We start from the raw sequence: 18,542 nt of genomic DNA, 5'->3' as shown, positions 1-18,542 counted from the left end.
CAGGAGCCCTCCGCTGTCCAGCGACACCCCCGCCGTCCCGCCGCGGGCGCCGGCGCACCTGCCCGCGCAGTCGCGCGGCCGGGTGCCCAGGCCCGCCCCGGCGACCCGCCCCGGCCTCCCCCACGGCCTGCGGCGGCTCAACGAGGCCTCGCCCGGGGCGGCCGAGGCCGTCCTGCTGACCTGCTGCGGCAGTCTGCGCTGGGCCCGCCGGGTCGCCGCGCACCGCCCCTACCCCGACCTGGACGCACTGCTGGCCGCCGCCGACGAGGCCGCCTACGACCTCACGCCCGCCGACCTCGCCGAGGCCCTCGCCGCCGAGGCCTCCGGCGCCCCGCCGGACGCCGCACCCACCCGCGGCAGCCTCGCCGCGCACACGGCGCTGCGGGCCGCGCAGGCCGCGTACGAGGCGCGCTTCGGCCACGTCTTCGTGCTGTCCCACGACGGGGTGCACCCCGGTGAGTCCCTCGACCGGATGCTGGCGTCACTCCGTCAGCGTCTCGGCAACGACCCGGACGAGGAGCGGGTGACGGCCGCCGAGGAACTGCGCCGCGTCACCCGCTCGCGCCTGACCCGGCTGGGCTTCGGCGACGCACCGGGCGGGCCCGGGGTTCCCGCCCGATACACCCACCCGTGCGGGATCGATCACACCTGAAGGACCCGGCAGGACGTACCCGACAAGCCGTCGCTACGATGGCCAGGGCCGGAGGACCGTACCCGGCCGGGCCCGACCGACCAACGAAGCCGGCAGGCCCCACATCCGCTCCCGGAGGGTTTTTTCCGTGCCGGCTGGAACGTTGTACCGCGGCCGGGAAGGCATGTGGTCATGGGTGGCTCACCGAGTCACCGGTGTCCTCATCTTCTTCTTCCTGTTCGTCCACGTCCTCGACACCGCACTGGTGCGTGTCTCCCCCGAGGACTACGACAAGGTCGTCAACACCTACAAGCAGCCCATCGTCAGCCTGCTCGAGTACGGGCTGGTCGCGGCTGTCCTCTTCCACGCTCTGAACGGCCTGCGCGTCATCGCCGTCGACTTCTGGTCCAAGGGCCCGAAGTACCAGAAGCAGATGCTGTGGACGGTCGTCGGAATCTGGGTCGTGCTGATGATCGGGGCCATCTACCCCGTCCTCGGCCACGCCGCACGAGTGCTGTTCGGGAGCTGAGCGAAGTCATGTCCGCAACCGACCACGTGGAGCTCAGCTCCTCCAGCGCCGCCTACGGCCCCGACAACCCGGCCCCGGTCATCGAGCCGCCGCGCGCCCGGACCAAGCGCACCCCGCGCAGCACCCGGACCAACTTCGAGATGTACGGCTGGCTCTTCATGCGCCTGTCCGGCATCGTCCTGGTCGTCCTGGTCATCGGTCACCTGCTGATCCAGCTCGTCCTCGACGGCGGCGTGACCAAGGTCGGCTTCGCCTTCGTCGCCGGCCGCTGGGCCTCGCCGTTCTGGCAGACCTGGGACCTGATCATGCTGTGGCTGGCCATGCTGCACGGCGGCAACGGCCTGCGCACCGTGATCAACGACTACGCGGAGCGGGACAACACCCGGTTCTGGCTGAAGATGCTGGTCTACACCGCGACCGCGTTCACCATCATCCTCGGCACGCTGGTGATCTTCACCTTCGACCCGAACATCCGCTAGCCAGGGCTGGACAGGGAAGCGACCCCTCATGCAGATCCACAAGTACGACACCGTCATCGTCGGCGCCGGCGGCGCCGGCATGCGCGCCGCCATCGAGGCGACGAAGCGCAGCCGCACCGCCGTGCTGACGAAGCTCTACCCCACCCGCTCCCACACCGGCGCCGCCCAGGGCGGCATGGCCGCGGCCCTCGCGAACGTCGAGGAGGACAACTGGGAGTGGCACACCTTCGACACGATCAAGGGCGGTGACTACCTGGTCGACCAGGACGCCGCCGAGATCCTGGCGAAGGAGGCCATCGACGCGGTCCTCGACCTCGAGAAGATGGGCCTGCCCTTCAACCGCACCCCCGAGGGCCGGATCGACCAGCGCCGCTTCGGCGGCCACTCCCGCAACCACGGCGAGGCCCCGGTCCGCCGTGCCTGCTACGCGGCCGACCGCACCGGCCACATGATCCTCCAGACGCTGTACCAGAACTGCGTCAAGGAGGGTGTGGAGTTCTTCAACGAGTTCTACGTCCTCGACCAGCTCCTCGTCGAGGAGGACGGCGTCAAGAAGTCCGCCGGCGTGGTCGCGTACGAGCTGGCCACCGGCGAGATCCACGTCTTCCAGGCGAAGGCCGTGGTGTACGCCTCCGGCGGCACCGGCAAGTTCTTCAAGGTCACCTCCAACGCGCACACCCTCACCGGTGACGGCCAGGCCGCCGTCTACCGCCGCGGTCTGCCGCTGGAGGACATGGAGTTCTTCCAGTTCCACCCGACCGGCATCTGGCGCATGGGCATCCTGCTGACGGAGGGCGCCCGCGGTGAGGGCGGCATCCTCCGCAACAAGGACGGCGAGCGCTTCATGGAGAAGTACGCGCCGGTCATGAAGGACCTCGCCTCCCGCGACGTCGTCTCCCGCGCGATCTACACCGAGATCCGCGAGGGCCGCGGCTGCGGTCCCGAGGGCGACCACGTCTACCTCGACCTGACCCACCTGCCGCCGGAGCAGCTCGACGCCAAGCTCCCGGACATCACCGAGTTCGCGCGGACCTACCTCGGCATCGAGCCCTACACGGACCCGATCCCGATCCAGCCGACCGCGCACTACGCCATGGGCGGCATCCCCACCAACGTCCAGGGTGAGGTCCTGTCGGACAACACCACCGTCGTCCCGGGCCTGTACGCCGCCGGCGAGGTCGCCTGCGTCTCGGTGCACGGCGCCAACCGCCTCGGCACCAACTCGCTCCTGGACATCAACGTCTTCGGCCGCCGGGCCGGCATCGCCGCCGCCGAGTACTCCGCGGACCACGACTACGTCGAGCTCCCCGAGGCCCCGGCGCAGTCGGTGGTCGACCAGGTCGAGCGGCTCCGCGCCTCCACCGGCAACGAGCGGGTCGCGCAGCTGCGCAAGGAGCTGCAGGAGACCATGGACGCCAACGTGATGGTGTTCCGCACCGAGCAGACCATCAAGACGGCCGTCGAGAAGATCGGCGAGCTGCGCGCGCGGTACAGGAACGTGTCGGTCCAGGACAAGGGCAAGCGGTTCAACACCGACCTGCTCGAGGCCATCGAGCTCGGCAACCTGCTCGACCTCGCCGAGGTCATGGCGGTCTCGGCCCTGGCCCGCAAGGAGTCCCGCGGCGGTCACTACCGCGAGGACTACCCGAACCGCGACGACGTCAACTTCATGCGGCACACGATGGCGTACCGCGAAGTGGGTGCCGACGGCACCGAGTCGATCCGGCTCGACTACAAGCCGGTCGTGCAGACCCGCTACCAGCCGATGGAGCGTAAGTACTGATGAGCACCGCGACCCTCGACAAGGTCGAGGCCGAGGCCCAGGCCTCGCCCTACATCACGGTCACCTTCCGGATCCGCCGGTTCAACCCGGAGATCTCGGACGAGGCCACCTGGCAGGACTTCGAGCTGGAGATCGACCCCAAGGAGCGGGTGCTCGACGGTCTCCACAAGATCAAGTGGGACATGGACGGCACGCTGACGTTCCGTCGCTCCTGCGCCCACGGCATCTGCGGCTCCGACGCCATGCGCATCAACGGCCGCAACCGGCTGGCCTGCAAGACCCTGATCAAGGACATCAACCCGGACAAGCCCATCACCGTCGAGCCCATCAAGGGCCTGACGGTGCTGAAGGACCTGGTCGTCGACATGGACCCGTTCTTCCAGGCCTACCGGGACGTGATGCCCTTCCTCATCACCAAGGGCAACGAGCCGACCCGCGAGCGCCTGCAGTCCGCCGAGGACCGCGCGCGCTTCGACGACACCACCAAGTGCATCCTGTGCGCCGCGTGCACCTCGTCCTGCCCGGTCTTCTGGAACGACGGCCAGTACTTCGGTCCGGCGGCCATCGTCAACGCCCACCGCTTCATCTTCGACTCGCGTGACGAGGCCGGCGAGCAGCGGCTCGAGGTGCTCAACGACAAGGACGGCGTGTGGCGCTGCCGCACCACGTTCAACTGCACCGACGCCTGCCCGCGTGGCATCGAGGTCACCAAGGCCATCCAGGAGGTGAAGCGCGCGCTCATCACGCGTCGCTTCTGATCGATCCCCCTCCACCGAGGCTCTCCCGAGGGCCCCGCACCCGGTCCGCGCCGGGTGCGGGGCCCTCGGGCGTTCACCGGGTCAGCGCCCGCTGGATCTGCTTGCGGGTGACCGTGTGACCGATGCACCCCGCGAGCCTGCGCAGCTCGTCCCGGCCGGCGCCGTCCTCCAGCCGGGCCAGGGCGCGTACGCCGGCACCGGCGACGACGCTCTTGACCGGGGGCCGTTCGACGAGCGCGCCCAGGACGCGGACGGTCTCCGGGTGGACGGGCACGGACGGGGACGACAGCAGCCAGGCCAGGCCCCGGACGGCGGGGAGGTTCCAGGGGTCGTGGCCGCCCGCCTCGGCACTGCCGCCGTGGGTGGCGAGGGCCGGCCAGGGCGTCGCGGTGCGGCGAACGGTCCCGGGTTCGATTCCGTCCAGGACCGCGGCGGCCGCCCGGTCCCAGCGCGCGCCGGGATCCGGCCCCGCGGCACGCAGATGCGGGATCAGCCGCCGCCAGGCGGCTCCGAGTTCCGGCAGCTCGGCCAGGACGCGGTCGGACCAGGGCTCACCGGGGTTGAGGGGCGGCTCGGGGAGGCGGTCCAGCAGGAGTTCCGCCCAGCCGAGGCCGTGGTGCGCGCACCGGCGGATCATCCCCACGACCTCGGCCGACAGCGGACGTCCCGCGTCGAGCAGGGCCTCGGCGACGACGGGCATCTCGTCGTCGCAGGTGAACCAGTACGACCGACGGGCCATGCCCTCCAGCATGTCGTGCCAGACGCCGCACCACGCGTCGTGCGCGAAGCCCCGGGACACCGCGGCCGGCAGCACCATGACCCGTTCGTACCGGTCGGGGGTGGAACCGGGCTCGTCGGCACGCCCGACGAGCAGCCTCGCGAGGGCGACGCGTCGTTCGCGGGGCATCGCCCGCAGCCGGGACACCGCTGCGTAGCCCTCGCAGTCGGCCGCCGACAGCAGATGCCCGGCCGGCTCGGCCGGGTCCCCCTCGATGGCGAGCCGGGCGATGAAGTCGATCCGGCCCTCGTCCTCCCACGGCGAACACAGCGGGGTCCGTGCACGTTTCACAGCCGGCTCACGATCGTCGGGTCGGTGATCTCCGTGTCGCGGGCGAGGAGCAGCGCCTTGGCGAGGATCACCGGCAGCATGGTGTCGCCCTCGAAGGGCAGGGGCCCCGGGACCACGCCGGCGGTCGCGGGCGGGACGACGCACAGATGGCGGTCGTCCGGGGACATCAGGACGTTGCCGGAGCCCAGGTGGATCCGGTACGTGTGCCGGTCGCCGCGGACGTGCAGGAAGCGGCCCTCGACGGCGCAGCGTCCGGCGATGGCCAGGCGCGGCACGAGGCGGGACAGCACATCGCGCCGGGTCTCGGCGCAGGGGGTCAGCTCGCCGGTGCCGTAGGACGCCCAGTAGGCGCGGAAACGGCCGTCGGGTCCGCCGTCCTGCCAGGTGGGGTCGTTGCCGATGCCGGCGGCTCCGACGAAGAGGTCGACGTCGCGCAGGACTTCGCTGAGGACGAGCGGCGGGACGTCGGCGAGCGGCAGCGGGTCGGCCCGGCTTCCGGAGGCGTCCAGCGGGAGGAAGCGCACCTGGTCCGTGCCGATGTGCGCAGGACCCCCGCAGTGGCCGGGGCCGGGGCCGTCGCCGTCGCCGTCCCCGTCGACGCCATGGATCGGCAGCTCCGCGCGCAGCCCCCACTGCGGGAGTTCGCGCGTGGCGGGCGGGAACGCGTCTCCGGCCGGCGGGCCGGGACGGTGGTGCCAGCCGCGGGCGGTGGCCAGGGCGGCGAACGGGCGCTGCCTCAGGACGTGCGGGGTGGCGAAGAGGCGTGCGGCATCGGCGGGGCCGTACACCTCGCGGTGGGCCTGCCGGAAGGGCTGCGTGACGCCGTGCCGCCCCAGCCACTCCCGCCAGGCCGTGATCTCCGCCCGCTCGCGCCCCAGCGGGTGCCACAGTGCGACGGCGCCCTCCCCGCCGACCGGGACCGGCGCGCCGTCGAGGGTGCGCAGGCCGCCCCCGGTCCAGCCGCAGGCGACCCCGTCGACCGTCCACAGCAGCCGCCGGGCGAGGGTGCCGAGCAGCGGGTGGTCCGCAAGCGCCTCCCGCCACACGGCGCACGGCCAGTCGGGCCGCTCCGGGAACCGCCGGTCCAGCAGGCGGGCCTGGGCCGCCAGCGTCCGGTCGATGTCCGTGACGGTCGCCCTGAGCCGCGTCAACTCCCCCGCGTGGTCGCGCCGTACGACGGCCGGGGCGCCCTTCAGGGCTTTGCCCGCCGCGTTCCGCCACCCCAGTACGGCCCGTCCGTCCCGGATCCCGAGCTCCGCCGTGACCCCGCCGAGCCGCTGCGCCTCCCCGAGCCCGTACCCGGGCACGGCCGGCCCCCCGACGTCCCCCCACACGACCATGCTCACCGTCCACCCCCATGCGGCGACCCCCACGTTCCCCGTCCCCGCCGAGCGTAGGACCGCCCTCTGACAACGCCCCGTGCTTCCCCCGTTCGGCCCAAGCACCCCCGTGGCGCTGGGCCGACCGGCGTCCACGGCGGTGGCCCCGGTTCGGTCGCGGGGGGTCGCAGCTTGTACCGTCCCCCCATGGCCGCGACACCCCCCACACCGCCGCGACGTGCCGTCCTCGGGCTCGGCGTGGCCGCCGCGCTGCTTCCCGCCGGGAAGGCGGTCGCGGCCGGCAGATCCGTGGTCGGGGGCGCGCGGCTGGGACGGCACGGCGTGCAGGTGGCCGTGGGGGCGCCGAGGCTGCCGGAGACGAACTCCCTGTCGTGGATCGTGGCGGACGCCGACTCCGGTGAGGTGCTGGCGTCGTACAACGCGCACCGGCGGCTGCCGCCGGCGAGCACGCTGAAGATGCTGTTCGCGGACACGCTGCTGCCTCGCTTCGAGCGGCGGGCGCGGCATCAGGTGACGCACGCGGACCTGGCGGACATGGGAGCCGGGAGCAGTCTGGTCGGGATCGAGGCGGGGATCACCTACACGGTCGAGCAGTTGTGGCTGGGGGTGTTCCTGCGGTCGGGGAACGACGCGGTGCACGTGCTGTGCTCGATGAACGGCGGCGTGGAGAAGACGGTCCGGGACATGCGGGCACGGGCCCGGGAGCTCCAGGCGAACGACACGTACGTGGTGAGCCCGGACGGCTACGACACACCAGGTCAGCTGTCCTCGGCGTACGACCTGACGCTCTTCGCACGGGCGGGGCTGCGGAATCCGGACTTCCGGCACTACTGCCGGACGCAGATCGCGCGCTTCCCCGCGGAGAAGGGCGAGACCTTCGAGATCCAGAACACCAACCGGCTGCTCGGCGACTACGACGGCATGATCGGGGTGAAGAACGGCTACACCACCAACGCCGGGAACACCTTCACCGGCGCGGCGGAGCGCGACGGGCGGACGCTGCTGGTGACCGTGATGCACCCGGAGTCGGGGTACGACGAGGTGTACCGGGAGGCGGCCGACCTGCTGGACTGGGGCTTCGACGCGGTGGGCCGCGTGGAGCCGGTCGGGGAACTGGTGCCGACGCTCAGCCAGGCGCGCGCGATGGCCGGCGGGCCGCCCGGCGACGGACCCGGCCCGCGGCCCGCGGCGGCGGCCGACGGGTCGAAGGGGTCGTCGTGGGTCGGCCCGGCCGCGGAGACCGTCCTGGTGGCGGCCGTCGCGGCGTTCATCCTGGCGATCAGGCGCCGCCCGCTGCCGCAGCGGGCGGCGGCCCGCGCGGACGCGCGGCGGCGCGGGCGCGGGAGCGGCTCGAGCCGCGCCCGCTGACGAGATGCGCCGCGCGCCTGCCGGGTGCCTTCCCGGTGCGTGGTCGCCCGTGATGGGATCGCCGTCATGAGCCCGTCCCATTGGTACGTCCTCGTCGAAGAGGACGTCACCGTGTACCAGTCCTTCAGCTCCCAGGACGGCGACTACTTCCGGCGCTGGAGGCTCGCCTCCGTCGAGAACTGCGAACCGGGCAAGGAGAAGGCCCGGGAGCGGGCTCTGGACGTCGCCCGCTCGCATGTACCGGAGCAACGCCCCCTCCGAGGCAACGGCACCCCGGGCCGCACGGTGTTCCGCCTCGACGAGGACGCGTGGCTGGTCGAACTGCGCCTCGGGGACTGGCGTGCCCACTTCCGGGTGTCCGTCGCGGAAGCGGTCCACGTGTCCGAGGAAGTGCCCGAGGAGCCGTGGACACGGTCCTCGTCTTCGTCCGGAGAACCAGGCCCGATCGCCGGGCTGTTCCGGCGCGGACGATGACCCGCGCCCGGCCGGAGGGGGCCGGGCCGTCAGTTCCGGGCGACCCAGACCTGGTTGAGCTGCTCCTGGTAGTAGAAGGAGGTCAGCCCGAACGCGGGCGCCAGCAGCAGTCCCTTGAGGCCGGAGACCGTGTCGTGGAGGCCCGCGCGGCGCTGGGCGCGGGCGATGCGGCAGCCGGTGTTGTAGAGGGAGACGACGGCGGGCACGAGCAGCAGCGCGCCGAGGCTGACGGCGAGCACCGCGAGGGCGGGGCGGACCTTGATGCCGGGGTCGAACTCCCGCAGTTCCTTGTTGGCCCGGTAGTACCAGACGAGCCAGTACATGCCGAAGGTCAGCGGCCCCAGCAGCCAGACGGCCTCGGGGCGGCGCATGTCGCCGGACGGCGTGGCGAGCCCCACGCCCCCGGAGACGGGGAAGCCCGGGAAGGGCCCCCGCGGGTGAGGCAGGGTCCGGTAGCGGTCCTCGTTGAACATGCTGCCCCCAGGTCGTGCCTTCGGCAGTGACGGAGCGGTTGCGTGCCGAAGAGAAGGTAAAGCTACTCGGCGGTTCGGCGGCCTGTCAGCGGGGAACGCTCACAAATTTCGCACAGGATGTCGGATCTTCCCGGATCCTGTGTTCAACCGCCCTCGGCCACCACCATGACGCGTCGCAGCAGGTCGGAGAGGTACCGGCGTTCGTCGGCGTCGAGGGTTCCCAGCAGCCGGTACTCCTCGTGGCCGAGGACGTCCATGGCGCCGAGCCAGATGGCGCGGCCGGCGCCGGTCAGTTCGACGTCGATGCGGCGGCGGTCGGCGGTGGAGTGGGTGCGCCGGACGTGGCCGCGGGCCTCCAGCGCGTCGAGGCGGCCGGTGACGGAGGCGGGGGCCAGGTCGAGGTCCGCGGCGAGTTCGGACGGGGCGGCGCGGCCGCCGCGCCCGGCGAGGGCGTGCAGGGTGTCGAACTCGTGCCGCTGCAGGCCGAAGTCGACCAGTGACTGCTCGCGGACCTTGCGCAGGTGGCTGGTCACGAGCTTCATGCGGGTGACGGCACCCTCGATGTCCGGGTCGAGGTCCGGCAGCAGGGGCAGCCAGCGCTCCACGTGCCCGTCGGTCCAGTCCCGTTCCACCGCGGCGTCCCCGGTGTCGGCGTCGGCATCGGCTTCCATGGCCGAATACTACGGCTCGATATATTTCGCTGGCGAATGATTCGGTACCGAAATACATTGCGGTGCCATGACGCCCACACATCCCCTCCGGCTCCGCGGCTTCCGGCTGCTGTTCGCCGGGCGCACGCTCTCCCTGCTCGGCGACGGGGTCGTACCCGCCGCACTGGTCATCGCCGTCACCCGGGCGACCGGCGACGTCTCGGCCCTCGCCCTCGTCCTGGCCTGCGCGATGGTGCCGAAGCTGCTGCTGCTCCCGCTCGGCGGGGTGGTCGCGGACCGCTTCGACGCCCGGCGCGTGGCGCTCGCCACCGACCTCGTACGCTGCGCCGCCCAGCTCTTCGTCGGACTCGAACTGCTGGGCGGCGACCCGTCGCTGGCCCCCATCGCGCTCGCCGAGGCGGTGGGCGGTGCCGCCTCCGCCTTCTCGATGCCGACCCAGTCGCCGCTGGTCGCCGGTACCGTGACCGACGGGGCGGCGCGGCAGCGGGCCAACTCCCTGCTGGGGGTCGCGAACAGCGTGACCCGGCTGTCCGGCCCGGCGCTCGCTGCGGGACTGATCTGGGCCGCCGGTCCCGGTACGGCCTTCGTGCTGGACGGCGCCTCCTTCGCGGTGAGCGCCGCACTGCTGGCGCTGCTGCGGTTCGAACGGACACCGCTGCCGCGTGCGTCGATGCTCGCCGACCTCAAGGAGGGCTGGAGCGAGGTCCGTTCGCGCGACTGGTACTGGTCGAGCCTGGTCGCGCACGCCGCGTGGAACGGCGCGGCCGCGGTCCTGACCACCCTCGGCCCGGCCGTCGCGATCCACCGGCTCGGCGGCGAGGGCGTCTGGTTCTGGGTGCTGGAGGCCGGGGCGATCGGCCTCGTGCTCGGTTCGCTGCTGGCCGCACGGGCCCGGCCGCGCCGCCCGGTGCTGGTCGCCAACCTGGGCCTGGCGACGTACGCGCTGCCGCTGGTCCTGCTGGCGCTCGCCGCCCCGGCCCCGCTGCTCATCGTGGCGTACGGGTTGGCGCTGACCGCGCTCGGGTACCTCACCCCGGTCTGGGAGACGGTGGTCCAGCAGCAGGTGCCCGCGCAGGCGCTGGCCCGGGTGACCTCGTACGACTGGCTGCTGTCGCTCGCCGCGGTGCCGGCGGGCTACGCACTGGCACCGCTCGCCCAGGGCCTGTGGGGTCCGGCGGTCCCGCTGGCCGTGTCGGCGGCGCTGGTGGCGGCCGCCTGCCTGGCGACGGCGGCGGTGCCGGGGGTGCGGGCGGTCGGCGCGGTCCGTGCGGAGCCCACCGGACCCGCCCCGGCCACCGACCCGATCACCGATCCGGCCACGAAGGGCTGACGCCGCGCGGCGGCGTGCGGCGCACCGCTCCCACGGCCCTTGCAAGCCACCGCACTTCACGCTTGAACATGTTCAAAAACAGGTCTAGAGTCATCGGCAACGGGTTTTGAACACGTTCGAAAAGGGTGGGACCCATGGACCTCACGGTCGTCGCATACGTCATCTACCTGCTCATCAGCGTCGCGCTGACGGTGTGGGTGGCCCGGACCCTCAGCCGGGCCGGCAAGGTCTTCCTCGAAGACGTGCTCCACGGCAACGAGAAGCTGGCCGACGCCGTCAACCACCTCCTGGTGGTCGGCTTCTACCTCGTGAACCTGGGCTTCGTCGCGCTGTACCTGAAGAACGCCGACCCGGTCCGCAACGCCCGCGAGCTCTTCGAGGCGCTGTCGGTCAAGCTCGGTGTCGTCCTGCTCGTGCTCGGGGTGCTGCACCTGGGCAACGTCTACGTCCTCAACAAGATCCGCCGCCGGGGCGTCATGGACCGCGAGACGGTCCCGCCCGTCCGCCCGCAGGGCTGGACCACCCCCGCGCGGCCCGGGGCGTGACGACGATGGACCGCACCCCTGCGATCGGGGCCGCTCCGGCGGCCCCGGTGCCGGTCCGCCTGCTGACCGTGCTGTACGACCCGGACTGCTCGCTCTGCTCGTTCGTCCGCCGCTGGCTGGAGCGCCAGCGGCAGATCGTGCCGCTGGACCTCGTCCCGGTCGGCTCCGACGAGGCACGGCGCCGCTTCCCGGAGCTCGACCACACCGCGACCCTGCGCGAGATCACCGTCGTCGGGGACTCGGGGCAGGTCTACCGGGACGACGCCGCCTGGCTGGTCTGCCTGTGGGCCCTGGCCGAGTACCGGCCGCTGGCGCACCGTCTCGGCACCCGAGCCGGAGCGCCCGTCGCCCGGGCCGCCGTGCTCGCCGCCGCCCGCTACCGCGAGGCGCAGTGGGGCCGCGGGGCCGCCGCGACGGGCTGGGGCGGCCGGATGTACACGAGCGGCGAGGGCTGGTCGTACCACCCCGAGGGCGGCTGGACGTACACCGCCCCGGACGTCGTGCCGGACGCCCCGGGCGCCGCCCCGGACGCCTGCGCGGACGGCTGCGCCCCGCCCGGTTAGGCTCACGGACGTGGAAGAAGCACCCGCCGGCACGGCCCCCGGCACGACCTCCGGGACACCCCGGCCCCCGAAGAGCGAGCAGACGCGCGCCCTGATCCTCGAGACCGCCATGCGGCTGTTCGAGGAACGGGGCTACGACAAGACGACGATGCGCGCCATCGCCAAGGAGGCCGGGGTCTCGGTCGGCAACGCCTATTACTACTTCGAGGGGAAGGAACACCTCGTCCAGGGCTTCTACGACCGCCTCGCCGCCGAGCACGAGGCGGCGGTCCAGGGCGTCCTGGACGGCAACGGGGACCGGGACCTGGCGGCACGGCTGCTCACCGTGATGACCGCCTGGATCGACGTGGCCCGCCCCTACCACCAGTTCGCCGCGCAGTTCTTCAAGAACGCCGCCGACCCGGCGAGCCCGCTCAGCCCCTTCTCCCCCGAGTCGCACCCGGCCCGCGACGCCGCCATCTCCATCCACGAACGAGTGCTCGCCGGCTCCGACATCAAGGTCGACGCGGAACTCGCCGAGGTGCTGCCCGAGCTGATGTGGATGTACCAGATGGGCATCGTCGTCTACTGGGTCTTCGACCACTCCCCCGACACCGAGCGCACCCGCCGGCTGGTCGCGCGCACCGCGCCGCTCGGCGCCCGGATCCTGCGGCTCTCCCGCTACCGGCTGCTGCGGCCGATCGTGCGCGAGATCCGCGAGCTGTTCACGGAGTTCCTCTTCCGGCGCTGAACCGGCCCGCCCCCGCGCGAACCGCGGGGGCGCGTGCCCCGTCAGCCCAGGGCGGGCTCGGCGAGCACCGCCCAGACCGTCTTGCCGTACCGGCCTCGCTCCCGGACCCCCCAGGTGTCCGAGAGCGCCTGCACCAGCCGCAGACCGCGCCCCGACTCGTCGCCGTCCCCCGCGTCGCGCGGCACGGGGCGGGACCGGTCGCCGCCGTCGGAGACCTCCACGATGCACGAGCCGTCCGAGTGGACGGTCACCGCCACCTCGAACTCCCGCTCCAGGAGCGGACTGTGCCGCACGGCGTTGGTCGCCAGCTCCGACACGACCAGGACGACCGACTCGACGGTCTCGCCCTCCTGCTCCCAGCCTTCGAGGTGGTCCCGCACCCGGTGCCGGGCCAGCCCCACCGAGGTCGGGTGCCGGGGCAGCCGGAACGCACTGCGCCTCACCAGGTCACTCTCCCCATGAGCGAACGCCCCCCTTCCGTTGCGCCATCCCTTACCAGTTTCGACGCGGGGAATGCGCTCCGTGTCAGATTGTTCGCAATCGGTGAGCGGTTTCCGGCCAAATTCAGGCGCGTGGCATTCCGGCGCGTGGCATTCAGGCGTCAGGTGAGGCGAGGGTCACGATCGTGATGTCCGAGGGCGCGCCCACCCGGACCGGCGGACCCCAGGCCCCCGCGCCACGGGTCACGTACAACTGGGTGTCGCCGTACGTTTCCAGACCGGCCACCGTAGGGTTGGCCAGTTCCGCGATGTAGTTGCCGGGCCACAGCTGCCCGCCGTGGGTGTGCCCGGACAACTGCAGGTCGACGTGGTGCCGGACGGCTTCGTGGATCATCACCGGCTGGTGGGCGAGGAGCACGACCGCCCGCGAGGCGTCCCGGTCGCCGAGCGCCTTCGTGTAGTCGGGGGCGTGGTCGTGGTCCGCGCCGCTGATGTCGTTGACCCCGGCCAGGTCGAAGCCGGCGAGTTCGGTGCGGGCGTTCTCCAGCGGGTGGACGCCCAGGTCGCGCACGAAGTCGATCCAGGGCGCCGCCCCGGAGAAGTACTCGTGGTTGCCGGTGACGAAGTAGCTTCCGTCCCGCGCCCGGAGCCGTGCCAGCGGCTCGGCGGCGGCGCCCAGTTCCGGCACCGAGCCGTCCACCAGGTCGCCGACGATGGTGACGAGGTCCGGGCGGGCCCCGTTGATCGTGTCCACGATCCGCTGGGTGTGCGCCCTGCCGAGGATCGGGCCGAGGTGGATGTCGCTCACCACGGCGATCCGGTAGCCGTCCGCGCTCGCGGGAAGCTTGGCGAGCGGCACGGTGACGTGCTTCAGGCGCGGGCCGCGCAGCACGCCGTACGTGCCCTGACCGACCGTCACCCCGGCGGCGACGGCCGCCGCGGCACCGACCGTACGGGCCACGAACAGCCGCCTCGGCACGCCGTCGGACGTGGGCTCCGGCCGCGGCCCCGACGACGCCCCAGGCTCCGCGGACTCGGCGGTCTCGACGGTCTCCGCGGCCTCCTCGGTCCTTGCCGACTCCGCGGCCGACCCGGCGGCGCGCACGCCCCGGGAACGCTCCCTGCGCTCCAACGCGCCCCGCAGCAGCGGCCGTACGACCTCGCCGGCCAGCACCGCCAGCGTCAGGTAGAGCAGCACCGCCAGCCACAGGTACCCCGGCCAGGCCAGCCACCGCTCGGTCGCCAGCGGCAGCGCCCGGCCGCCGGTCAGTGCGCCCAGGCTCAGCAGCGGCAGGACGACCGCCAGGACCGTCCCCGTCCGCCGCCACCAGCCGCCCGGGACGGACACGTCGCGGACCAGCCGGCGCCACAGGTAGTAGTGCACCCCGGCGAAGAGGGCCAGGACGGCCGCGACGACGGCGACCACGACGATGATCACCGGGCCGCCCGCAGCGCTCTCAGACCGCGGACGCCGATGACGCCGATCGCGGTGCCGAGCACGAGCGAGGTGACGGCCAGCGTCAGGTGCACCCAGAAGTACGCGGTGGGCGAGCCGTGGTCACCGCCCTCGAAGGCGAGCCCGCTGGCGTCCTTCCACAGGTTCTTGACGAACGTCGTCCATACGATCCAGCTCCACACCCCGAAGGCGGTCAGGAACCAGGACACGGGGCGGCTGAGCTTCATGCGACCAGTATGGGGGCGGCCGCGCGGACCCCTCCGTCGGGGTCGCCCCGCCGCCCTCGGCGCGGGCCGCCGCCCAAGACGCCGCTGGGCACCGGCCGGTTGCACATCCGGCACGTGGGATCGGTCACGGCCCGATCGGCCCCCCGTGCCTGCCGCAGGTCCCGGACGGCCTGTAACTTCGCATCGTGCCGAACTCCTCCCCCCGCGCCGCGCGCCGTTCCGCCATGGTGCTGTCCGCCCTCGCACTCGTCGGCGGCACGGCCCTGACCACCGCGCCCGTCGCGCACGCGAAGACCCCCTCCCCGTCCGCGACACCGACGCCGCCCGCGCAGATGTCGAAGGTCGGCGGGGATCGGCTGGGACAGCCCGGCACCCAGGTCAGCCCGCTGACCGGCGCTCCCGCCCTGCCCGAGAAGCTCACCTCACGGTCGTGGATCGTCTCCGACGCCGAGACCGGGCAGGTGCTGGCCGCCCACAACGCGCACTGGAAGCTGCCCCCCGCCAGCACGCTCAAGATGCTGTTCGCGGACACGGTGCTGCCCAAGCTGGACAAGACGCAGACCCACAAGGTGCTCCCCTCCGACCTCGACGGGGTCGGCGCGGGCAGCAGCCTCGTGGGCATCAAGGAGAACCTCACCTACACCGTCCACGACCTGTGGCTCGGGGTCTTCCTCCAATCCGGGAACGACGCCGTGCACGTCCTGTCGTCCATGAACGGCGGCGTGGACGCGACCGTGCTGGAGATGCAGCGCAAGGCCGCGGACCTGCAGGCGGACGACACCACCGTGATCTCCCCGGACGGCTACGACATGCCCGGCCAGGTCTCCTCGGCGTACGACCTGACGCTCTTCGCCCGCTCCGGCCTGCAGAACGCGGACTTCCGCGAGTACTGCTCCACCGTGCGCGCCAAGTTCCCCGGCGAGTGGAAGACGACCAAGGCGAAGAAGGGCAAGAAGGCCACGAAGACCCGCAAGACCTTCGAGATACGGAACACCAACCGGCTGCTCTCCGGTGACTACGACCTCCCGACCTACCAGGGCATCGCGGGCGTGAAGAACGGTTACACCAGCAAGGCGGGCAACACCTTCACCGGTGTCGCGCAGCGCGGCGACCGCACGCTGCTGGTGACCGTGATGCACCCCGGCGCGGGCCACAACATGGCCTACAAGGAGGCGGCGAAGCTGCTCGACTGGGGGTTCAAGGCGGACGGCATGGTCACCCCCGTCGGCACCCTGGTACCGCCGAAGTCCGCCGTCCCGTCGGCTTCTCCCTCATCCTCCGCCTCCCCCCGCAAGGAGACCCCGCGTCAGGCCGCCGCGCCCGCCGCCTCCGGTGGCGGCGGCGGGGCCTGGACGGCCCTCGCGCTCGCCGGCGGCTCCGTCCTGGTCGTCGCCGCCCTGGCCTACCTCGTACGGCGCCGCTGGCCGCTTCCGCAGCGGACGGCGAAGGCCGCCATCCCCGCCCCGGCCGGACCCGGCGACGACGCGGCCGCGAAGCCCGTGGAGGCGGACGCGGTGAAGGCCGAAGGGGGGAAGGCCGAAGGGGGGAAGCCGGACGACGAGAAGGCCGGCGCCGCGAAGCCGGAGGGCGAAGCCGGGGTGAAGGAGACCACGGCGAAGGACGCGGCTGAGGATACGGCGGAGAAGAAGTCCGAGGCGGAGGAAGGCACCGGGCAGAAGGCCGAAGCCACGGCGGACCGTCCGGTCTGACCACCGCGGGGCGTGGCCTGATCCGGCTCGCCCCGTTCCGCCGGCGGCGGCGGGTCCCACGGGGCCGGCCCCAGCCTCAAGATCGTTCCCGTCGGTCCTGCGGCCCGGCCGCGGCCGTGTCGTGCCAAGCGCACATGCCCCCGGCCAGGGGGGCGCTCGACGGCGCACGTGCGGCTCGTGCGCCCACCCCGCTGCGACCGCCCCCTGCCGCGCGGGCACCCCGACCAAGTACCCAGGAAGCACGTACCGGTACGGGAAGGGAGCACTCCATGGGCATGTTGTCGGTCATCGGGCTCGTCCTGGGCCTCGTCGCGGTCGCCTACTGTCTCCGCTCGGCCTTCCGGGCCAAGACCCCGGCCGGACGCGCCGGCTGGATCATCGCCGCCCCTGCGGCGGTGCTCGCCGGGGTCTACCTCGTGGGCTACATCCTGATCACCGTGCTGCTGCTGGCCGCAGCATGGTTCACCGCCGCGCATTTCCTGCGCTGAGCCGATGACTTCCGGGCGGCCCGCCGGTCCACCTCCGCGTACACCCTGACACCGGAGGAAACCACGATGACCGCCACCGCCACGACCACCCCGTCCCGCGACCGCAGCCGCGCCGACACCGCCGTGTGGGCGCTGCAGATCCTGCTCGCCCTCTTCTTCGCGATCGCCAGCGCCATGCCGAAACTCGTCGCCCATCCCTCGGCCGTCGAGAGCTTCGACGTCATCGGCTACGGCGCCTGGTTCATGTACCTCATCGGCGCGCTCGAACTCGCCGGCGCCGTCGCTCTTCTCGTCCCGCGCCTGGCCGGGATCGCGGCGGTGGCCTTCATCGGCCTGATGGCGGGCGCGTGCACCTTCCAGGTCGTCTGCTTCGACGGCGAGAACACGGCCACGCCGATCGTCATCGCGGCGCTGATGGGCGTCATCTCCTGGCGTCGGCTGCGCCGCGCGTGACGGCGTACGCCACGAAGTCCACCCACGCCGCCGCGGTGAACGTCAGCCGGGCCCCGGCCCGGTCCTTGGAATCGCGCACCAGGACCGCGCCCGGGCCGAACGCGACCTCGACGCACGCGCCGCCCTCGGAATTGCTGTGGCTGGACGTGAACCACACGTGTCCTTCGGTCATGGCCTCCCCGCCAAGTCTTCGATGAACCGCGCGGACTCCTCGGGGCCGAGGGCCTGGCGGGTGATCATGTCGTGGCGCCGCATGACGATACTGACCCGGGCCGGGTCCGCATAGAGGATTCCCGTGGTCTGCCCCTCCTCGTAGACGAGGTGCTGGTGTTCGGCGGTCTCCAGCAACACGAACGGGCCGTGCAGCCCGGGGTGCAGGCCCCGGTCCGCGGGCATGACCTGGATGGTGATGTTCCGGGCCCGCCCCCGCACCAGCAGCGTCCGCAGCTGCTCCCGGTGCGCGTCGCTGTCCGAGAAGGAGCGCAGCGCCGACTCCTCCACCACGAAGCTGAACGAGCGGGTCCGGTTGTCCAACATCAACTGGCGTTCCAGCCGCGCCGCCACGCGTCCTTCGAGCGTCTCCTCGTCGAGCGGTGGCCAATGGGACGCGAGCAACGTGCGCACGTAGGGCTCGCTCTGGAGAAGCCCCGGGATGTACTGGCTCTCGTACCAGTTGACGGCGATCGCCTCGGCCTCGTACCGCATGTACTCCCGGGCGTAGGTCGGGTACTTCTCCGGGGCCAGGAACGCCTCCGCCGCCGTCAGCTTGCCCCGCGCCCCGCAGAGCCCGTCGGCCACCTGGAGAAGCCGCTGCGTCGGGCGGCGGCGCCCCTGCTCCATCGACTTGACGGTCTCGTAGCCGTACCCCGCCTCGTCGGCCAGCTGCTCGCGCGTGACGCCGGCGTGCTCGCGCCAGAGCTTGACCTGGTTGCCGCAGTACCGCCACGCCATCGGGGGCGGGGACACGTCACTCGCCACTCGGGTACAACCACCCTCCGTACTCGCGCCGCTCCTCCCGACCGTACG

At 72.5% G+C, this 18,542-nt stretch carries 23 protein-coding genes; 14 read left to right on the top strand and 9 right to left on the bottom strand.

Features of this window, described 5'->3' with window-relative positions:
- The first annotated feature begins 82 nt into the window (after positions 1-82).
- The 5 genes from ACFW3D_RS00605 to ACFW3D_RS00585 all read left to right on the top strand — a co-directional run bounded on the left by ACFW3D_RS00605 (position 83) and on the right by ACFW3D_RS00585 (position 4,180).
- Entirely contained in the window at positions 83-652 is a 570-nt protein-coding gene (locus ACFW3D_RS00605; RefSeq protein WP_500499718.1) for a 2-oxo-4-hydroxy-4-carboxy-5-ureidoimidazoline decarboxylase, read from the top strand.
- Positions 653-779: 127 nt separating this feature from the next.
- Positions 780-1,160 (top strand): succinate dehydrogenase, cytochrome b556 subunit, encoded by a 381-nt coding sequence (gene sdhC / locus ACFW3D_RS00600; RefSeq protein ID WP_078620037.1) that lies wholly within the window; start codon positions 780-782, stop codon positions 1,158-1,160.
- An 8-nt stretch (positions 1,161-1,168) separates the two neighbouring features.
- Positions 1,169-1,639, top strand: coding sequence for a succinate dehydrogenase hydrophobic membrane anchor subunit (locus tag ACFW3D_RS00595; protein ID WP_018561263.1), 471 nt, complete (start codon positions 1,169-1,171; stop codon positions 1,637-1,639).
- A gap of 28 nt (positions 1,640-1,667) precedes the next feature.
- Positions 1,668-3,422, top strand: a complete 1,755-nt coding sequence (gene sdhA, locus ACFW3D_RS00590; RefSeq protein WP_500499716.1) for a succinate dehydrogenase flavoprotein subunit — start codon at positions 1,668-1,670, stop codon at positions 3,420-3,422.
- Entirely contained in the window at positions 3,422-4,180 is a 759-nt protein-coding gene (locus tag ACFW3D_RS00585; protein WP_500499713.1) for a succinate dehydrogenase iron-sulfur subunit, read from the top strand. Before sdhA ends, ACFW3D_RS00585 begins: the two co-directional genes overlap by 1 nt.
- 73 nt (positions 4,181-4,253) lie before the next feature.
- Here ACFW3D_RS00585 and ACFW3D_RS00580 read toward each other — a convergent pair whose 3' ends face one another.
- The gene (locus ACFW3D_RS00580) at positions 4,254-5,249 is read right to left on the bottom strand and encodes a hypothetical protein (RefSeq protein WP_500499712.1); all 996 of its coding nucleotides are present in this window, start codon (positions 5,247-5,249) and stop codon (positions 4,254-4,256) included.
- A complete protein-coding gene (locus ACFW3D_RS00575) occupies positions 5,246-6,589 on the bottom strand; it encodes a DUF4132 domain-containing protein (protein WP_500500146.1) in 1,344 nt (447 codons plus the stop codon). The genes ACFW3D_RS00580 and ACFW3D_RS00575 overlap by 4 nt, the downstream gene beginning before the upstream one ends.
- 186 nt (positions 6,590-6,775) lie before the next feature.
- On the opposite strand from ACFW3D_RS00575, the gene ACFW3D_RS00570 reads away from it, so the two are divergent.
- Together ACFW3D_RS00570 and ACFW3D_RS00565 are read left to right on the top strand one after the other, a co-directional pair.
- Positions 6,776-7,957, top strand: coding sequence for a D-alanyl-D-alanine carboxypeptidase family protein (locus tag ACFW3D_RS00570; RefSeq protein ID WP_500499711.1), 1,182 nt, complete (start codon positions 6,776-6,778; stop codon positions 7,955-7,957).
- A 66-nt stretch (positions 7,958-8,023) separates the two neighbouring features.
- On the top strand, positions 8,024-8,431 hold the full coding sequence (locus tag ACFW3D_RS00565; protein ID WP_500499710.1) for a hypothetical protein: 408 nt from the start codon (positions 8,024-8,026) through the stop codon (positions 8,429-8,431).
- A 29-nt stretch (positions 8,432-8,460) separates the two neighbouring features.
- Here ACFW3D_RS00565 and ACFW3D_RS00560 read toward each other — a convergent pair whose 3' ends face one another.
- Together ACFW3D_RS00560 and ACFW3D_RS00555 are read right to left on the bottom strand one after the other, a co-directional pair.
- Positions 8,461-8,904, bottom strand: a complete 444-nt coding sequence (locus ACFW3D_RS00560) for a DUF4234 domain-containing protein (RefSeq protein WP_500499709.1) — start codon at positions 8,902-8,904, stop codon at positions 8,461-8,463.
- 143 nt (positions 8,905-9,047) lie between these two features.
- Complete coding sequence (locus ACFW3D_RS00555) at positions 9,048-9,575, bottom strand: MarR family winged helix-turn-helix transcriptional regulator (RefSeq protein ID WP_500499707.1); 528 nt, start codon at positions 9,573-9,575, stop codon at positions 9,048-9,050.
- A gap of 67 nt (positions 9,576-9,642) precedes the next feature.
- On the opposite strand from ACFW3D_RS00555, the gene ACFW3D_RS00550 reads away from it, so the two are divergent.
- The 4 genes from ACFW3D_RS00550 to ACFW3D_RS00535 all read left to right on the top strand — a co-directional run bounded on the left by ACFW3D_RS00550 (position 9,643) and on the right by ACFW3D_RS00535 (position 12,743).
- Positions 9,643-10,905 (top strand): MFS transporter, encoded by a 1,263-nt coding sequence (locus ACFW3D_RS00550; protein ID WP_500499705.1) that lies wholly within the window; start codon positions 9,643-9,645, stop codon positions 10,903-10,905.
- Between the two features lie 134 nt (positions 10,906-11,039).
- Positions 11,040-11,450 carry a hypothetical protein gene (locus ACFW3D_RS00545; protein WP_500499703.1) on the top strand — a complete coding sequence of 137 codons (411 nt, stop codon included), beginning with the start codon at positions 11,040-11,042 and terminating at the stop codon, positions 11,448-11,450.
- Between the two features lie 5 nt (positions 11,451-11,455).
- A complete protein-coding gene (locus ACFW3D_RS00540) occupies positions 11,456-12,013 on the top strand; it encodes a thiol-disulfide oxidoreductase DCC family protein (protein ID WP_500499700.1) in 558 nt (185 codons plus the stop codon).
- Positions 12,014-12,023: 10 nt separating this feature from the next.
- Positions 12,024-12,743 (top strand): TetR/AcrR family transcriptional regulator, encoded by a 720-nt coding sequence (locus ACFW3D_RS00535; protein ID WP_500499698.1) that lies wholly within the window; start codon positions 12,024-12,026, stop codon positions 12,741-12,743.
- A gap of 41 nt (positions 12,744-12,784) precedes the next feature.
- On the opposite strand, the gene ACFW3D_RS00530 is transcribed toward ACFW3D_RS00535, so the two are convergent.
- The 3 genes from ACFW3D_RS00530 to ACFW3D_RS00520 form a co-directional block, all read right to left on the bottom strand.
- A complete protein-coding gene (locus ACFW3D_RS00530; RefSeq protein ID WP_500500144.1) occupies positions 12,785-13,189 on the bottom strand; it encodes an ATP-binding protein in 405 nt (134 codons plus the stop codon).
- Between the two features lie 148 nt (positions 13,190-13,337).
- On the bottom strand, positions 13,338-14,621 hold the full coding sequence (locus ACFW3D_RS00525; RefSeq protein WP_500499696.1) for a metallophosphoesterase: 1,284 nt from the start codon (positions 14,619-14,621) through the stop codon (positions 13,338-13,340).
- Positions 14,618-14,866, bottom strand: a complete 249-nt coding sequence (locus ACFW3D_RS00520) for an SCO4848 family membrane protein (RefSeq protein WP_500499694.1) — start codon at positions 14,864-14,866, stop codon at positions 14,618-14,620. The genes ACFW3D_RS00525 and ACFW3D_RS00520 overlap by 4 nt, the downstream gene beginning before the upstream one ends.
- 224 nt (positions 14,867-15,090) lie before the next feature.
- Between ACFW3D_RS00520 and ACFW3D_RS00515 the strand changes: the two genes are divergently transcribed.
- From ACFW3D_RS00515 to ACFW3D_RS00505, 3 genes are all read left to right on the top strand, one after another.
- The gene (locus ACFW3D_RS00515) at positions 15,091-16,575 is read left to right on the top strand and encodes a D-alanyl-D-alanine carboxypeptidase family protein (RefSeq protein WP_500500142.1); all 1,485 of its coding nucleotides are present in this window, start codon (positions 15,091-15,093) and stop codon (positions 16,573-16,575) included.
- A gap of 269 nt (positions 16,576-16,844) precedes the next feature.
- Complete coding sequence (locus tag ACFW3D_RS00510; protein WP_500499691.1) at positions 16,845-17,063, top strand: hypothetical protein; 219 nt, start codon at positions 16,845-16,847, stop codon at positions 17,061-17,063.
- A gap of 66 nt (positions 17,064-17,129) precedes the next feature.
- Positions 17,130-17,516 (top strand): DoxX family protein, encoded by a 387-nt coding sequence (locus ACFW3D_RS00505; RefSeq protein ID WP_500499689.1) that lies wholly within the window; start codon positions 17,130-17,132, stop codon positions 17,514-17,516.
- Here ACFW3D_RS00505 and ACFW3D_RS00500 read toward each other — a convergent pair.
- On the bottom strand, positions 17,485-17,688 hold the full coding sequence (locus ACFW3D_RS00500) for a DUF397 domain-containing protein (protein WP_500499687.1): 204 nt from the start codon (positions 17,686-17,688) through the stop codon (positions 17,485-17,487). The genes ACFW3D_RS00505 and ACFW3D_RS00500 overlap by 32 nt on opposite strands.
- On the bottom strand, positions 17,685-18,494 hold the full coding sequence (locus tag ACFW3D_RS00495; RefSeq protein ID WP_500499685.1) for a helix-turn-helix domain-containing protein: 810 nt from the start codon (positions 18,492-18,494) through the stop codon (positions 17,685-17,687). Before ACFW3D_RS00495 ends, ACFW3D_RS00500 begins: the two co-directional genes overlap by 4 nt.
- Positions 18,495-18,542 lie beyond the last annotated feature (48 nt).

Origin of the sequence: Streptomyces sp. NPDC058864 (assembly GCF_042742985.1) — a bacterium.
Classification (GTDB): Bacteria; Actinomycetota; Actinomycetes; order Streptomycetales; family Streptomycetaceae; genus Actinacidiphila.
Note: the sequence above shows the minus strand (reverse complement) of the source record. Positions and strands in the feature narration are given on the sequence as shown.

Excerpts from the sequence above, each read along its gene's own strand:
- ACFW3D_RS00595 (WP_018561263.1), top strand. The coding sequence starts at position 1,169 with ATGTCCGCAACCGACCACGTGGAGCTCAGCTCCTCCAGCGCCGCCTAC.
- sdhA (WP_500499716.1), top strand. The coding sequence starts at position 1,668 with ATGCAGATCCACAAGTACGACACCGTCATCGTCGGCGCCGGCGGCGCC.
- ACFW3D_RS00585 (WP_500499713.1), top strand. The coding sequence starts at position 3,422 with ATGAGCACCGCGACCCTCGACAAGGTCGAGGCCGAGGCCCAGGCCTCG.
- ACFW3D_RS00575 (WP_500500146.1), bottom strand. The coding sequence starts at position 6,589 with ATGGTCGTGTGGGGGGACGTCGGGGGGCCGGCCGTGCCCGGGTACGGG.
- ACFW3D_RS00570 (WP_500499711.1), top strand. The coding sequence starts at position 6,776 with ATGGCCGCGACACCCCCCACACCGCCGCGACGTGCCGTCCTCGGGCTC.
- ACFW3D_RS00565 (WP_500499710.1), top strand. The coding sequence starts at position 8,024 with ATGAGCCCGTCCCATTGGTACGTCCTCGTCGAAGAGGACGTCACCGTG.
- ACFW3D_RS00560 (WP_500499709.1), bottom strand. The coding sequence starts at position 8,904 with ATGTTCAACGAGGACCGCTACCGGACCCTGCCTCACCCGCGGGGGCCC.
- ACFW3D_RS00555 (WP_500499707.1), bottom strand. The coding sequence starts at position 9,575 with ATGGAAGCCGATGCCGACGCCGACACCGGGGACGCCGCGGTGGAACGG.
- ACFW3D_RS00550 (WP_500499705.1), top strand. The coding sequence starts at position 9,643 with ATGACGCCCACACATCCCCTCCGGCTCCGCGGCTTCCGGCTGCTGTTC.
- ACFW3D_RS00545 (WP_500499703.1), top strand. The coding sequence starts at position 11,040 with ATGGACCTCACGGTCGTCGCATACGTCATCTACCTGCTCATCAGCGTC.
- ACFW3D_RS00540 (WP_500499700.1), top strand. The coding sequence starts at position 11,456 with ATGGACCGCACCCCTGCGATCGGGGCCGCTCCGGCGGCCCCGGTGCCG.
- ACFW3D_RS00520 (WP_500499694.1), bottom strand. The coding sequence starts at position 14,866 with ATGAAGCTCAGCCGCCCCGTGTCCTGGTTCCTGACCGCCTTCGGGGTG.
- ACFW3D_RS00515 (WP_500500142.1), top strand. The coding sequence starts at position 15,091 with ATGGTGCTGTCCGCCCTCGCACTCGTCGGCGGCACGGCCCTGACCACC.
- ACFW3D_RS00510 (WP_500499691.1), top strand. The coding sequence starts at position 16,845 with ATGGGCATGTTGTCGGTCATCGGGCTCGTCCTGGGCCTCGTCGCGGTC.
- ACFW3D_RS00505 (WP_500499689.1), top strand. The coding sequence starts at position 17,130 with ATGACCGCCACCGCCACGACCACCCCGTCCCGCGACCGCAGCCGCGCC.
- ACFW3D_RS00500 (WP_500499687.1), bottom strand. The coding sequence starts at position 17,688 with ATGACCGAAGGACACGTGTGGTTCACGTCCAGCCACAGCAATTCCGAG.